This is a genomic window from Aquimonas sp. (genome assembly GCF_044377145.1).
Taxonomy (GTDB): domain Bacteria; phylum Pseudomonadota; class Gammaproteobacteria; order Xanthomonadales; family Xanthomonadaceae; genus Aquimonas.
This window is the reverse complement of the sequence record NZ_JBILJQ010000018.1, coordinates 59,918-74,317: the sequence shown is the minus strand read 5'-3', so window position 1 is coordinate 74,317 and position 14,400 is coordinate 59,918. Positions and strand designations below refer to the sequence as shown.

At 67.5% G+C, this 14,400-nt stretch carries 14 protein-coding genes; 7 read left to right on the top strand and 7 right to left on the bottom strand.

Translation table 11 applies throughout. The annotated features are described in order from the left end of the window. Nucleotides 1–256: 256 nt before the first annotated feature. From ACIQ7H_RS08050 to ACIQ7H_RS08040, 3 genes are all read right to left on the bottom strand, one after another. The gene (locus tag ACIQ7H_RS08050; RefSeq protein ID WP_395790190.1) at nt 257–496 is read right to left on the bottom strand and encodes a hypothetical protein; all 240 of its coding nucleotides are present in this window, start codon (nt 494–496) and stop codon (nt 257–259) included. Nucleotides 497–646: 150 nt separating this feature from the next. Further along, nucleotides 647–1,981 (bottom strand): AmpG family muropeptide MFS transporter, encoded by a 1,335-nt coding sequence (locus ACIQ7H_RS08045; RefSeq protein ID WP_395790188.1) that lies wholly within the window; start codon nt 1,979–1,981, stop codon nt 647–649. Beyond that, nucleotides 1,978–2,748: an exodeoxyribonuclease III gene (locus tag ACIQ7H_RS08040; protein ID WP_395790186.1), complete on the bottom strand. Its 771-nt coding sequence runs from the start codon at nt 2,746–2,748 to the stop codon at nt 1,978–1,980. The genes ACIQ7H_RS08045 and ACIQ7H_RS08040 overlap by 4 nt, the downstream gene beginning before the upstream one ends. 141 nt (nt 2,749–2,889) lie before the next feature. Between ACIQ7H_RS08040 and pyrE the strand changes: the two genes are divergently transcribed. The 5 genes from pyrE to ACIQ7H_RS08015 all read left to right on the top strand — a co-directional run bounded on the left by pyrE (nt 2,890) and on the right by ACIQ7H_RS08015 (nt 7,431). Further along, nucleotides 2,890–3,534 (top strand): orotate phosphoribosyltransferase, encoded by a 645-nt coding sequence (gene pyrE / locus ACIQ7H_RS08035; RefSeq protein ID WP_395790184.1) that lies wholly within the window; start codon nt 2,890–2,892, stop codon nt 3,532–3,534. Between the two features lie 39 nt (nt 3,535–3,573). After that, nucleotides 3,574–4,197 (top strand): DUF4124 domain-containing protein, encoded by a 624-nt coding sequence (locus ACIQ7H_RS08030; RefSeq protein WP_395790182.1) that lies wholly within the window; start codon nt 3,574–3,576, stop codon nt 4,195–4,197. 79 nt (nt 4,198–4,276) lie between these two features. Beyond that, entirely contained in the window at nt 4,277–5,845 is a 1,569-nt protein-coding gene (locus tag ACIQ7H_RS08025) for a YdiU family protein (protein WP_395790180.1), read from the top strand. A gap of 151 nt (nt 5,846–5,996) precedes the next feature. Next, a complete protein-coding gene (locus ACIQ7H_RS08020; protein ID WP_395790178.1) occupies nt 5,997–6,767 on the top strand; it encodes a hypothetical protein in 771 nt (256 codons plus the stop codon). 133 nt (nt 6,768–6,900) lie between these two features. Then, complete coding sequence (locus tag ACIQ7H_RS08015) at nt 6,901–7,431, top strand: SRPBCC family protein (protein WP_395790176.1); 531 nt, start codon at nt 6,901–6,903, stop codon at nt 7,429–7,431. Between the two features lie 66 nt (nt 7,432–7,497). Here ACIQ7H_RS08015 and ACIQ7H_RS08010 read toward each other — a convergent pair whose 3' ends face one another. After that, nucleotides 7,498–7,872: a hypothetical protein gene (locus ACIQ7H_RS08010; protein ID WP_395790174.1), complete on the bottom strand. Its 375-nt coding sequence runs from the start codon at nt 7,870–7,872 to the stop codon at nt 7,498–7,500. Between the two features lie 240 nt (nt 7,873–8,112). On the opposite strand from ACIQ7H_RS08010, the gene ACIQ7H_RS08005 reads away from it, so the two are divergent. Both ACIQ7H_RS08005 and ACIQ7H_RS08000 read left to right on the top strand, forming a co-directional pair. Further along, nucleotides 8,113–8,811, top strand: a complete 699-nt coding sequence (locus tag ACIQ7H_RS08005) for a DUF433 domain-containing protein (protein ID WP_395790172.1) — start codon at nt 8,113–8,115, stop codon at nt 8,809–8,811. Further along, a complete protein-coding gene (locus ACIQ7H_RS08000) occupies nt 8,801–9,205 on the top strand; it encodes a hypothetical protein (protein ID WP_395790170.1) in 405 nt (134 codons plus the stop codon). The genes ACIQ7H_RS08005 and ACIQ7H_RS08000 overlap by 11 nt, the downstream gene beginning before the upstream one ends. Before the next feature lie 13 nt (nt 9,206–9,218). Here ACIQ7H_RS08000 and ACIQ7H_RS07995 read toward each other — a convergent pair whose 3' ends face one another. From ACIQ7H_RS07995 to ACIQ7H_RS07985, 3 genes are all read right to left on the bottom strand, one after another. Then, nucleotides 9,219–9,851: a hypothetical protein gene (locus tag ACIQ7H_RS07995; protein ID WP_395790168.1), complete on the bottom strand. Its 633-nt coding sequence runs from the start codon at nt 9,849–9,851 to the stop codon at nt 9,219–9,221. Between the two features lie 229 nt (nt 9,852–10,080). Then, nucleotides 10,081–10,503 carry a hypothetical protein gene (locus tag ACIQ7H_RS07990; protein ID WP_395790166.1) on the bottom strand — a complete coding sequence of 141 codons (423 nt, stop codon included), beginning with the start codon at nt 10,501–10,503 and terminating at the stop codon, nt 10,081–10,083. A 38-nt stretch (nt 10,504–10,541) separates the two neighbouring features. Beyond that, the gene (locus ACIQ7H_RS07985; protein ID WP_395790164.1) at nt 10,542–14,294 is read right to left on the bottom strand and encodes a class I SAM-dependent DNA methyltransferase; all 3,753 of its coding nucleotides are present in this window, start codon (nt 14,292–14,294) and stop codon (nt 10,542–10,544) included. Nucleotides 14,295–14,400 lie beyond the last annotated feature (106 nt).

Sequence of the window (14,400 nt, the reverse complement as noted above, 5' to 3'; positions counted from 1 at the left end):
GCGAGTGGGGAAGCGGTAGGTGGCTTGGGCGGACGCATACCGCGCAACCGCGACATCGACAGCTTGCTGCCGATCGAGGGCTGGGCGCCGATCTGCAACTGAGGCTCAGCACGGCGAGTGGGGAAGCGGTAGGTGGCTTGGGCGGACGCTTACGCCAGGCCGGGCGCGCCGACGAGCGCTTGCGGCGCGTCCGATGCGCGATACAACCGAAGTCATCCCGAAGTCATCGGGCTGGAAACCGTGTGATGAAAGCCACTCAGCCCAGCTTGCGCAGCGCCTCGATGGCCTCGTGCAGGGCTCTGGATTCTTCGTCTTCCCAGGTGCCGGTCAGACGGGCGATGTCGCCGGGCAGCGGGGGGTCGGCGTGCTCCAGGCCCAGCGCCTGATTGAGCAGGTGCAGCACGACATCGTTGATCGGCCAGCCGCGGTCGCGGGCGATACGCTTGATGCGGTCGGCAACCTCGGGCGAGATGTCTTTGATGTGGATGTCGGGCATGCAGGGGTCGGGCGTGCGGGCTGCCGGGTCAGTAGCTGAAAATTCGAACGCGCGGGGCACCCCTGTATGCGCCGCGTGACGGATGAACGTATCACAGGCGCGGTCCGTGCCGGCAGTCCCGACATCGCGCCAGCGACCAAGGTCGGCGTGCTACGGCGCCGATGCTCCCCCATCGCCGCGCCCGCGCTGATCCTCGCTGCGGCCGGCATCGCCGAGCGAGCGGTCGATCAGGCCCGAGCGCAGCATGCCGAGGTAGAGGAACACGCCGGGCAGGGCGATCAGAGTGGTGAACACGTAGAAGCTCACGTAGCCCATCGACTCGATCAGGCCGCCGGCGGTGGTGCCGGTGATGAAGCGGCCAACCACGCTGGCCGCAGCCGACAGGGCGGCGTACTGGGTGGCGGTGAATGCGAGATTGCACAGCGCCGACAGGTAGGCCACCACCACCACGCCGCCGATGCCGCTGGCGGTGTTTTCGAAGGCGATGGTGAAGGCCAGCAGCGCATTGGAGTGCCCGACCCAGGCCAGCAGGGCGAAGCTCAGGTTGGACACCGCCATCAGCACCAACGCGATCAGCACCGAGCGCTGCATGCCGAGCCCGCTGTACAGGGCGCCACCGATGAAGATGCCGGCGAGGTAGGCGAAGAAGCCGACGCCCACGTCCCAGGTCGCGATCTCCTCGTTGCTGAAACCGAGATCGTTCAGCAGCAGGCGCAAGGTCAGGTTGGCGAGGGTGTCGCCGATCTTGTGCAGCAGCACGAACAGCAGCACCAGCAGGGCGCCGCGGCGCTTTACGAACTCGACCAGCGGCTGGATCGCGCGCTGGGCGAAGTTGCCTGCGTCCACCAGCACCCGATGACGCTCGGGCTCGCCGAGCACCAGGCCGGTCAGCATCGCCGGCAGGGCGAAGCCGGCGCACAGCAGGTAGGCCAGGGTCCAGTCGCCGCGAGTGGCGACAAACAGCGCCAGTGAGCCGGCCGCGACCGAGCCGATCCGCCAGCCGTACTGCGACATGCCGGACCCGACGCCGAGCTGCTCGGGCTTCAGCACCTCGATGCGATAGGCGTCGATGACGATGTCATAGGTGGCGCCCGCCACCGCGACGGCGACCGCGGCGGCGGCGAACAGCATCAGGTCGGCCTTGGGATCGAGCACCGCCAGCCAGGCCACCGCCGCCATCACCAGCACGCCGGCGAACAGCAGCCACGACACCCGCTGACCCAGCCGGCCCAGCAGCGGCAGGCGCAGGGCATCGACCAGCGGCGACCAGATCCATTTGAGGTTGTAGACCAGAAGCGCCAGCGAGAACGCGGTGACGCTGCGCTTGTCGATACCGTCCTGCGCCAGTCGCGTGGTCAGGGTGGCGCCGATCATCGCGTACGGAAACCCGGACGACAGCCCCAGCATCAGCGCCGCCAGCGGCTCGCGCTCGACGTAGGGCCGCACCGCAGCGGGCAGGCGCATGCGCCAGTCGGCGCTGCTCACGCTTCGTAGTCCACAACGTAGGGTGCGTGGTCGGAGAACTTCGGCTCGGCATGGATAGCGCAGTGCTTCAGCGCATCGCGCAGGACGGGCGACACCACCTGGAAGTCGATGCGCCAGCCGACGTTCTTGGCCCGCGCGGCGCCGCGCTGGCTCCACCAGGTGTAGTCCTCGCCTTCGGGGCGCAGGTGGCGGTAGCTGTCGACCCAGCCCTGCGATTTGAACAGCAGATCCAGCCAGGCGCGCTCGGCGGGCAAGCAGCCGGAGTTCTTCTGATTCGAGGCCCAGTTCTTGATGTCGCGACGGGTGTGAACGATGTTCCAGTCGCCGCAGATCACATAGCGGCGCGAGGACTGCAGCCACTGCTGCAGGATCGGCCCGAACCAGTCCATGCACTTGAACTTGAACTGCTGGCGCTCATCGCCGGACGAACCGGACGGGAAGTACAGCGAGACCACGCTGAGGTCACCAAAGCGCGCCTCGATATAGCGGCCTTCCTCATCGAACTCCGGCCAGCCGAGTTCGGTCAGCACCTGGTCCGGCGCCTCTCGGCTGTAGATGCCGACGCCGCTGTAGCCCTTCTTGGTGGTGGCATCGCGGAAGTGCGCATGCCAACCGGCCGGGCGCAATGCGGGCTCGGCCAGCTGTTCGGCCTGGGCCTTGGTTTCCTGCACGCACAGCAAGTCGATGTCCTGGCCGGGAAACCAGTCGAAGAAGCCCTTCTGGGCGGCGGAGCGGATGCCGTTGGCGTTGAAGCTGCAGATGCGCATGGGGGCCGGGCGTTGGGATTGGAATGGGGGAGTCGGAGCGAACAGCAAACCGTACCGAGCGCTCACGGCCGCCGCGTGGCCTCCACGCTGCGAAGCTGGGATGATAGCGGGCTTCGCGGGCGAGGCTTTGAGGGGTTGTGCATGCAGGCGTATCAGCAGCGGTTTCTGGAGCTCGCGCTTGAGCGCGAGGTGCTGCGCTTCGGCGAGTTCAGCCTCAAATCCGGCCGGCTCAGCCCGTACTTTTTCAATGCCGGCCTGTTCAACAGCGGCGGCGCGCTGGCGCGACTGGCCGATTGCTACGCGGAAGCACTGCTGGGCGCAGGGCTTGCATTCGACATGCTGTTCGGCCCTGCGTACAAGGGCATCCCGCTGGCGACAGCACTCGCGACTGCGCTGTACGCACGCGGCATCGACGTGCCGGTGGCGTTCAATCGCAAGGAGGTCAAGAGCCACGGTGAGGGCGGCAGCCTGATCGGCGCCAAGCTGCAGGGGCGGGTGTTGATCGTCGATGACGTGATCACCGCCGGCACCGCCATCCGCGAATCGCTGGAGATTATCCGCGCGGCCGGCGCCACGCCCTGCGGTGTGCTGATCGCGCTCGACCGCCAGGAGCGCGGCCAGGGCACGCGCTCTGCGGTACAGGAACTTGAACAGGATGCCCACCTGCCGGTGATCGCGGTCGCACGTCTGGCCGAGCTGCTTGCCTATACTGCCGAACGCCCTGAGTTGGGCGAGCACCGCATCCGCCTGCTCGCCTATCGAGAAGCCTACGGCAGCGCCGACTGATTCTGTCGCCCCTGTCTGCACCCGATTCCGAGGTTACCCATGCGCCTGATTTCATCGATTTCCGCTGCCCTGGTTCTGGCCGTGCTCGCCGCGCCCGCCGCCGCCCAGAAGCTCTACCGCTGGGTCGACGCTGACGGCAAGGTCCAGTACACCGACGCGCTGCCGCCCGAGGCCGTCAACCAGCAGCGCTCCGAACTCAACAGCGCCGGCATGGCGGTGCGTGAGGTCGACCGTGCGATGACGCCTGAAGAGCGCGCCGTCGCCGATGCCGCTGCCGCCGAGGAAGCACGCCTGGCCGAGATCCAGGCCGAGCAGGACAAGATGGACGCTGTGCTGATGGGTTCGTACGCGACCGAAGCCGACCTTCAGCGCGCCTACGCCGAGCGGTTCGATCTGCTCGATCAGACCCTGGAGGCGGCCGATGTCGGCATCCGCAGCCAGGAGAAGAGCCTGAGCGATCTGGTCGCCCACGCGGCCTCGCTGGAGCGCGGCGGCAAGCCGGTGCCGGCCACCGTGCAGAGCTCGATCAATGCGGCGCGCCGGCAGGTGGAAGAGCAGAACGAGTACCTGCAGAAGCGCAGGCTTGAGCGCGAAACCCTGCAGGCCGAGTACGACGAGATTCTGGCCCGCTATCGCGCGCTCAAGCGCGGCGGCGCCCGCTGAGCCTTCGGCTCTGCCTCTGCGAGCACGCCCACCGGCGTGAACTTGGCTGCAGCCGACTGCGGTCACTGCACGGATTGCGATGCGCGCACTGAGCTTCGACAACCGCTTCATCCAAGCGTTGCCCGGCGATCCGGAGCCGCGCAACTTCACCCGCGCGGTGAGCGGCGCGCTGTGGTCTGAGGTAAAGCCGAGCGCCGTGCGCGCACCTCGTCTGTTGGCGTGGTCGCGCGACGTTGCCGCACAGCTGGGCTGGGGCGTGGAGGACGTCGAAAGCGCGCGGTTTGCCGAGGTGTTCAGCGGCAATGCGCTGCTGCCAGGCATGCAGCCGATCGCGACCAATTACGGCGGCCACCAGTTCGGCCACTGGGCCGGGCAGCTGGGCGATGGCCGCGCGATCAGCCTCGGCGAGGCGATCGGCATCGACGGCCAGCGCCTGGAGCTGCAGCTGAAAGGCGCCGGGCCGACGCCGTATTCGCGTCGCGCCGACGGCCGCGCCGTGCTGCGCTCGTCCTTGCGCGAGTTCGTCTGCAGCGAGGCCATGCACCACCTCGGTATTCCGACCACGCGCGCGCTGTCGCTGATCGCCACCGGCGATGCCGTGGTGCGCGACATCCTCTACGCCGGTGATCCGCGGCCCGAACCCGGCGCGATCGTGTGTCGGGTCGCGCCGAGCTTTCTGCGCTTCGGCCACTTCGAGCTGCCTGCATCGCGCGGCGAACACGCCCTGCTGCGCCAGCTGTGGAATTTCATGCTCGAGCGCGACTTCCCCGAGTTCGCACAGGCCGGGTTCACCAGCGCCGCCGAACGCGACGCCCGGGTGTTCCGCGCGATCTGCGTCCGCACTGCCGAGCTGATGGCGCAGTGGATGCGGGTCGGCTTCGTGCACGGGGTGATGAACACCGACAACCTGTCGGTACTCGGCCTGACCATCGACTACGGCCCCTACGGCTGGCTCGAAGACTTCGACCCCGGCTGGACCCCGAACACCACCGATGCCGAAGGTCGCCGCTACGCCTACGGCCGCCAGCCGCAAATCGCGCACTGGAACCTGAGCTGCCTCGCTGGCGCGCTGTCCGGCCTGTTCGCCGATGCCGAGGTGCTGCGCGACGGCCTGCGCGCCTATGCCGACACCTTCAACGCGGAGCACGCGCGGATCAATGCCGCCAAGCTCGGCCTGCTCGATGCGCAGGCCGACGATGTCGCGCAGTCGCAGGAGTGGTATCGCCTGCTGCACCTCGCCCAGCTCGACTTCAGCCTGAGCTTCCGCGCGCTGATGCGTTTCGATGCGAACGCGCCGAGCGCCGATCTGCTGGCCGATGCCGGCTACAGCGAAACGGCATTCACCGCAGCCCGACCCGAACTCGAGGCCTGGCTGCGCCGCTACGCCGAGCGCCTGCACAGCGAGAACGCCGGGGCCGAACGCCTCAGCCGCATGGCGGCCGTCAACCCGCTATACCTGCCGCGCAACTATCTCGCCCAGCAGGCGATCGACGCCGCTGAAGCCGGCGATGTCGAACCCCTGCAGCGCTGGCTGGATGTTCTGCAGCAGCCCTATACCGAGCAGCCCGGCGCCGACGCCTTTGCCGCCAAGCGACCCGAATGGGCGCGGCACAAGGCCGGCTGTTCGATGCTGTCCTGCAGTTCGTGAGGGCTGACCCGCATCCGGTGGCGGCGTAAGCCTCAGCGCCCATCGAGTGATAGCCCAGCACGCCGCGAATCGGCATCGCCCGCGTTCGCAAAGCGCACCTTCGCGTTCACACTGGCGCCAATTCCCCTGCGCTCGCACATGAGGAGCCGCCGTGAATCTGAAGTCCGCGCTGATCTGGATCGCACTGATCGCGCTGGTGGCCTTTGGGGCACGCTGCAGCCGCGACCCGCTGCGCACCGAGCTGCCCTTCGGCAGCACCGACCTCTCATCGGTCGAGGACGCACTCGCCAAGCTCGCGCCCGAGGATCGCGCCCGGGTCGAGGCCTACGTCAAGCGCAGCAACGGCGATTACCTGCCGGCGGGGATGGGCGACCCGGACATGCCCTTCACCGCGCGCAGTTTTGCCGAGGCCATTGAGCTTGAGCAGCAGTGGGAAGCGCGTCAGGCGCAGGAAGGCGTGGCCCAGGCTGCGCGTGACGCCGAGCGCGAGCGCGCGCTGGCGCCGCTGCGCGAGATCGTCAGCACCGAGCTCGCCGACGCGCGGCTGGAAAGCACAGCGGAACCGACCGGCAGCGACGCATCGCGACCCGCGCAGGGGAATCTGCAGGGCGACACGCCGCGCCTGGTGCTGCAACTGCGCGTGCGCAACCGCGGCTCGCAGGATGTAGTGCAACTGGCCGGCACGCTGCGCGCACGCGATCGGGAGCATCCCTTGGGGCTGTCGCTCTGCTACTTCGAAATCGGCCCGCAGAACGTGCTGAGCGCATACGAGGTGCGCGAGTTTGAATGCGCAGGGCGCCAAGGTGCCGACGAACAGGAGCGCGCCTTCGTGGAAGCGCGCCCCGGTCGATTCAGCGTGGAATGGTTGCCACGCGAGCTGATGCTGGCGGACGGGCGGGTGCTGAAGTCGGGCGTCTATTGAGAACCTGCACCTCAGCCGGCCGCCGCCGGCGACTTGCGCTGAAACCTTCGCAGCAGACTGCTGCGCCCGGGGACTGGCTGGAAGGGTCAACTCAAGCGTAGAGTCCCAGCGCCTTCACCTCGGGAGCACGGACATGAAATGGCTGTTGCGAATCGTTGGCGCGCTGGTTTTGCTGGTGGGGCTGTTTCTGGGCGTCGGCCTGACCCTGCCCTCGCAGTTCAAGGTCGAGCGCTCGGTCGAGATCAATGCGCCGGCGGCCCGCGTGTACGCACTCGTGGCCTCGCCCCGTGAGTGGCAGCGCTGGTCGGCCTGGAACCAGCGCGACCCGGCGATGCAGATCGAGTACAGCGGCCCCGCCGCCGGCGTCGGCGCACGCTGGGCGTGGACCAGCGCGAGCGAAGGCAATGGCGAGATGGAGTTCACCGCCGCCGTGCCCGATGAGCGCGTCGACTATGCGCTGCGCTTTCCGGAGTTCGGCATGGAGTCCAAGGGCGTACTGCGCATCGAGCCCGCCGGCAGCGGCGTGCGTCTGTACTGGAGCAATGAGGGCGACATGGGCGGCAGCCCCGTCAACCGCTGGTTCGGCGTGTTCATGGACAGCCTGGTGGGGCCGGACTTCGAAGCCGGGCTGGCAAATTTGAAGAAGGCTGCGGAAGCGGGCTGAAGCGACTGCCTCCACCGCACCTCGGCCTGATCAGGCGCGGCTTGCGATCACGACGCTGCGCCGAGGCTATGGACAGCGCACTGTGCCGGCATCCAGTGCAGGCTCGCTGCCGCGGTACTCCTGCACACGCAGGGTCAGCCCGGCCAACGGGCGCCTCAGCCTGCGCTCGGCGCCCGCACAGATCACCTCGCGCGACTCCTGCAGCTGCGCGGCGGCCAGCTCGACGATCACCACCGGGCTGCTGGAATCGAAGACGCCCTGCACTCGAACGCGAGCGAGGCGCTGACGCAGCGCTTCGGCATTGACGCTGGCTTGGGCGCCAAGCCGGGACTCCTCCACCGTCGGCACAGCGATGTGATTGACCACGCTGGTCAGATAGAAGCGAATGCCGAAGAACAGAAGCACGATCAGCACGGCACCACCGATGACGCGCATGAGCATCGGCAGCCGCGACCTGCTCTGCGGAACTTCGCGTGATCTCATGCGCTTGCCCTGGCGATGACAGCAGCACGGATCATCGCCGAAGCCGGCGGCGGATGGCGATCGAACCTTGCAACAGCGACGCTGCGAACCTTCTGGCTTACAGAACCGATCACCCATGAGAAGACCCGGCCGCCGTGAGCATTCGGTGCGCCAGGCCGGTCGCTGGCTATACTCACCAGAGCATCCGGAGACGCCCACTTGAACCGCCCCTCTGTCACCGACCTGCGCAACCGTCCCGTGTACTCGGCCAAGGAAGCCGCGCAGTACCTGCGTCTTCCCGGTTCGACGGTGCGTGCCTGGACGTTTGGCCAGAACTATCGCGTCAACGGCGAGACGCGGCGGCAGGAGCCCGTCATCGCGACGGCCGACCCCCTCGGTCGACGGCTGTCCTTCATCAACCTCATCGAATTACTGGTGCTTGCCGCGATGCGTCGCGACCACAAGGTCGACATGCGGACCGTGCGCGATGCCCTCGGCTATCTGCGCAAGGCGGACCCCAGCGACCATCCGCTCGCGGACCGCGAGTTCCAGACCGATGGTGTCCATCTGTTCGTCGAGAAATACGGCGAGCTGCTGAACATTTCGCGCGATGGCCAGGTTGAAATGAAGCAGCACATCCAGCGCTACCTGCGGCTGGTCGAGCGCGATGCGTCCGGTGTGCCCTTCAAGCTGCACCTTCCGCGCCGCGCCGATTCGGCGGAGCCGATGGCCGCGGTGGTGATTGACCCGACTCGTGGGTTTGGCCGGCCGCTGCTGGATGCGCGTGGCATCCGCACCGAAGTCATCCTCGATCGTTTCCATGCCGGCGAGTCGCTGGCTTCGTTGGCTGCCGACTACGAAATCGATCAGGCGGTGATCGAGGACATCCTGCGGAGTGAACCGGCGCGTGCAGCCTGAGCAAGGCAGCCCCGAGCCCGTTTTCTTCATCGACCGCAGCCTGGGTCGTCGACAGGTCGCCCAGGCCCTGCTCGAAGCAGGCGCCAAAGTGCTGCTGCACGACGACCTGTTCGGGCAGCACACCAGCGACGTGGACTGGCTGCAGGAGGCTGGGACACAGGGCTGGATCGTTCTGACCAAGGACTCCGCCATCCGCCGCAATCCGCACGAGCGCCAAATGGTGCAGGACGCGCGGGTCCGTATGTTTGCGCTGACCCAGAAGGGCCTGACCGGCGAGCAGATGGCGGCGCTGTTCGCCAAGGCGCTGCCCGGCATGCGCAAGCGCATCGCCAAGACTCAGGCGCCTTTCGTGTTCAGCATCCTGCGGGGCGGAGAGATCAGGCGCGAGCTATGAAGCGCCCGGCAGCTCACACGGTGAGCAGCGATCTCATGGCTTCCGCTTCCGCACGCAGCCGTGCTTCGAACTTGCCGTAGTTTGAGAAGTGGAGATGCTTGTAGACCCTGCGCTCGCCATCGCTCCATAGCACCGGCAAGGTGCAGTCGGCCTCTGGCCGAGGCTTCAGCCAAGTGAAACACCTGCTGGCCAGCATCAGGCGCAGCACGCCGTCCGATACGAACACATGCCGCGCAGCGCCCTGCCGGATCGCGTGATCGATCAGGCCAAGATGCCTGCGGTCGAAGTCGGACGCGCTGAGCGCATTGCGACCTACCGTCGGCACGTGCAGCAGTTCGATGAAGCACACCTGTTTGGCGTGCTCAGCGGTCAAACCGATCCGTGCGAAGTTGCGGTGGTAGCGCAGGCCGTCGCCACGGTACTGCGGCAGCAGGAAGGGGTGATGCACCCCATGGCGACGCCAGAAGCCCGCGCCATTGCGGTGGTAGTCGAGCACGGCGGGGAAGATCGGCTGGGCTTCGATGTCCGCGGCGTAGTTCGCATCCAGCCCGATGAACAGCAACCCTGTCGCAAGCGGATCCGCACCCTGCCAGGGGCGCTCGGCGAACAGGGCGTTCAGGGCTGGACTTGGGTGGGCGGTGAACATTCGACGCGGTCGCCTTGCGAAACTCCCCGCGCACCCTCGCATGGGCCCTGCACCTTCGGCTAGCCTTGCGACGGCCCTGCGCGGCGCGAACGACCAAGTGCCTGCTTGGGACTGACCGGAGTACCGGCTAGCGTCCGTGGGGCCACCCCTTTGCTGACTTCCGGGGCGCAGGTTCGTAGGTGGGGCCAGACCGAAGGCGTGGCACAAGGTCGCGAGTGATGTGCGTGCGCTACAGCGCCAGCGGAAGCTTCGGCAGCAGCTTCTGTGCGAAGGACGGGGTTAGGGCAACCAGATAGCGCCGGGAGGCCGCATCGGCGCCGCCATCCCCCGGCTTGTGGAAAACGTAGTCGTGCCCCTCTGTGGCACCGAGCTCGCTCTGAAGCCTGGATCGAAGCAGGATCTCACTCGAGGAGCGGAAAGCGTCGCGCTCCTTGCCGTCGATGCTGAAGCGCACGCCGAGCAGGCCGCCATGCTTCTCGACCGAGGAGTTGAAATAGCCGATGTGGCGACCTTGCACATGCAGCCGAACGGTCTTTCCCTTGCCCGCTTGAACAACGCCCCTCAGCCCGGATGCCCCTGCAAGCCTGGTGAGAAAAGCGGTGGCCGCAGGCGGTTTGGGCCCGATGTAGTTGTCAGGAAATGCGCTCGTCATGGTCTGCTCGCCCTCTTGGGTCTGAGAATGTCACTGCCTCACCGCCGCCCCACATAGCCCTCGTCCTTGGCCTCGGCGCGGCCCAGCGCCAGCAGCATGTCGATGAGCTGGGGCAGGCGGTTTTTCCAGGGGCCGCGGCTGCTGAAGTGGGCGGCGATCTGGTCGAGGGTCAGCGGGGTAGGGGCAGCGAGCAGCAGGTCGGCGATGGCGCGGATCTGGTCGACGGTGTCGCGGGGCCAGGGCTGGGCCTTGAGGGGCGTGATCGATGGGGCGGTGCTGTCGATGGCGGCGTCTTCGTCGCTGCTGGCCTCGCCCTCCGCGTCGTCCGCTGCCGCCGGCAGCAGGCTGGCCTGGGTGCCGCTGTGCTGCGCGTCTTCAGACTGCGCATGCACTCCGATGTGCGCTGCGGGCTCGGCTGCAGCGTCGATGCTGGCGTCGGCGCTGGCCCCGGTCTGGGCAAGGCGCGCGCTGGCGCTGTGCGCGGTCGAGCTGCGGTGGTCCGGGTTCTGGTACTCGGGGCGCAGCCAGCGGATCAGGCCGCGGGCTTCTTCGGCGGCGCGTTCGGTGTTCAAGGCGACCAGGCGTTCGAGCACGGCTTCATCGAAGCGGCGGCGCGCTTCCACACGGCTGTCGCCGGTGGGCGCGGAATCGATGCCGTGGGCGATGCGCAGGTCGGGCAGCAGGTCGGCCCAGCCGTAGGCGTCGAGCACGGCGGCGTCGAGTTCGTCGTGCAGCTGGCGCAGCACGCTGACCAGGCCCTCGCTGTGGATCACGCGCTCCTTGGCGCTGAGCTCGCGGCCTTCGCGCAGTGCTTCCAGCACGTTGTACATGCCGGTGAGGGTGAGGCCGGGGTGGGCGGCCTGCTGGCGCTTGCGGTGGGCGTCGAGCTGTTCGGCGAGTGCACGGATGCGCTCGGCCCGGGCTTCGCTGGGGGTGGGGAAGGGGAAGGGGTCGAAGCAGCGGGTCTTGTTGTAGCGAGGCCTATCTTCGAGCGTTCCACCAGCACCCAATGCCCACGTCTCATGGAGTCTCGACGACACAACGCCGAGGTGCATCGCATCGCCCGACGCGATGCAAACGATCGAGTGATCGCATAGCACGTCGCCTTCGATGAACTGGAATGGCCGATGCTTCGATGTCTCGGTTGTCGCAATGTAGCGGTCCAGCCCCAAGAGCGCCGCGCGCAGTTGAGGGCGCTCCCAGCCGAAGCGCCACCAGAGCCGGCTCAGCTGATCGCGCTTGTTGTGGTCGCGTTCGGGTTTCACATAGTCGATGACGTGCTGATATGCCGCTGCGTTCGCCGTTTGCGCCTGCTGCTGGCTCATTGCCGTGAAGTCGATCAGGAATCGCTCGCGAGGCACCTGGAGAAGATCGCGGCCGCCGACGTAGCGACGGACGACGCCCTCTCCGCTGCGACGTAGCGCTTCGGCAGTCTCGGGCTCCAAGATGAACCCACTGCCGTGCAAGGCCACGCCCATTCCCGCGATGTTGTTGTTGGCCTGCAGCGGGCCGGCATCCGAAACGCTAGCGCCGATGCGCAAATCCGCCTGTATCCGGCCGGAGCGGAGCTTGAGCAGAACGTCGATCTCGCCGTCCTCGCGTGTCGACTCAGACTCCGCTTCCGAGAGCGTTCCGCTGGGGGCACCTGTCGCTCCAGTGGTCATGGCAATACGGACTGCCGCGCCGTCCGCCGAATCCACCCATGGATGATCGGGAATCGCGAAGACGAGACTGACGGCCTTCTCTCCCGCCGCACCGCGGACTGAAGGCGCCGCCAAGGCGGATTCGATGACCTTGCGATTGAAGGCCTGTCGGATCGAGTTGGTGGTGATCAGCCCGAAGCGCCTGAGCGCGCCACGACGGGTGAGCTGGGCGGCGTGATGCCACCAGTACATAACTAAGTCCGCGGATTCGGGAACTTCAGGCCAGGTCTTCCGCAAGGCTTCGGTGTAGCCCTCGCCGAGCGCTGCCTTCATGCGCTTGGTGCCAATAAACGGCGGATTCCCCACCACAAAATCCGCCTCCGGCCACGCAGCCTTGCGCGGGTTCACGTAGACCTCGATCGGCACGCGCGCGCTGTCGTCGGGCACGTTTTCGCCGGTGACCGGCGAGGGCTTCATGCTGCGGCCGTCCCAGCGGGTCTGCACTTCGCCCTTGGCATCGCGAGCGTACTCGACGCGGTCGTAGGCGAGTACGGCGTCGCGGTTCTCGATGGTGCGGAAATCGCGGATCACCGGCTGCGGCGGGTGGATGTCGCCCTGGGTGCGGAAGTGCCACTGCAGGTAGCCGATCCACAGCACCACTTCGGCAATCGCCGCGGCGCGCGGGTTCAGTTCGATGCCGAGCAGGTTGTGCGGGTCGACGGTTTCACCGGCGGCGGCGTCGGCGCGTTCGCTGCCCAAGGCGAGCCCGGTCTGGCGGTCGCCGAAGTCGTCGAGCGCGTTCAGCACTTCGCCTTCGAGGCGCTTCAGGTGTTCGAGGGTGACGTAGAGAAAGTTGCCGCTGCCGCAGGCGGGGTCGAGCACGCGCACGCTGCACAGGCGGTGGTGGAACCGGCGCAGCTCGCCAGCGGCAGCGTTGAGTGCGGCGCTGCGCTGGCCCTTGAGTGCGTCGAACTGCTTCTTCTTGAGACTCGGCGCCTGCATGCGCTGCTCGATCTCGGCGGCCTCCTGCGCGTGCATGCCTGAGGCGGCGCGGGCGATGGCCCATTCCTCGCGCAGGGGCTCGATGACGGTAGGCAGCACCAGGCGCTCGACGTAGGCGCGCGGGGTGTAGTGGGCGCCGAGCTTGTGGCGCTCGGTGGGGTCGAGCGCGCGCTCCAGCAGGGTGCCGAAGATGGCGGGCTCGACATAGCGCCAGTCGGCGCGCGCGGCTTCGATCAGCAGCTCGATCTGGCTGCGGTCGAGCGGAAGCGTTGTTGGGTCCTTGAACAGTTTGCCGTTGAAGTGCAGCACGTCGGTGGCGAGTGCGGGCGAGAAGCCGCCACTGTCCATATCGCGCCAGAGCTGGGCCAGCATGCGCATGGCGGTGTCGGGCCGTTCGACGTGGGTCTTGAGCAGGTTGCGGAAGCTCTCGGTCGGCAGCAGGCGCACGTCTTCGGCAAACATGGTGAACAGGCAGCGCATCAGGAACTGCGCCACGGCTTCGGCCGGGTGGCTGCTGGCTTCCAGGCTGCGCGCGAGCTTGGCCAGCTTGGCGGCGATCTCGCGGGTGACGCGGGCGGATTCGCGCGAGGGGTCGAGCCCCATCGGGTCCAGCCAGATTCGGCGCAGACGCGCCAGCAGCTCGGGCCGGCGCAGATCGGTGAGCGCGATGCGGTGGCTGCGCGGATCGGGGAAGGGCGTGTAGGTGGCGCCCGAGCGCGAGAACTCGCTGTACAGCTCGATGCGCTGGCCGACATCGACGACCAGCACGAAAGGCGGGCGGCCCTCGCTGGCCGGCAGGGCGCGGGCATAGGCCTCGGCCTGGCTGCGCGCGCGCAGCAGGGCGTGGTCGAATCCCTTGGGCGAGAGCGCGCTGCGCAGCTTCTTCGACTCCAGCACGAAGGCGCCGCGGCGGTACAGATCGATACGCCCGGCGCTGCTGCTGCCGTCGCCGTGGCTGAAGCTGATGGGCCGCTCGAACATGTAGTCCTGCTCGGCGGTGGCGTGCGGTGTGTCGACGCCGAGCAGGTGGCAGAGATCGATCAGAAAGCTCTGCGAGGTCGACAGCTCGGAGGCGTTGACGCCATTCCACTTGCCGATGAAGGCCTCGACGATGGCGAGATCGAAAGTGTGCGAATCAGCGCTCATGCGGGCCTTGATCGGCGATATCGAAGGAAGCCGCGAGGATGCCACAGGGGTGGGCGCTGGGGATTCGGGATTCGGGATTCAGAGCGTCGCGGTGTGAGGCGATGCG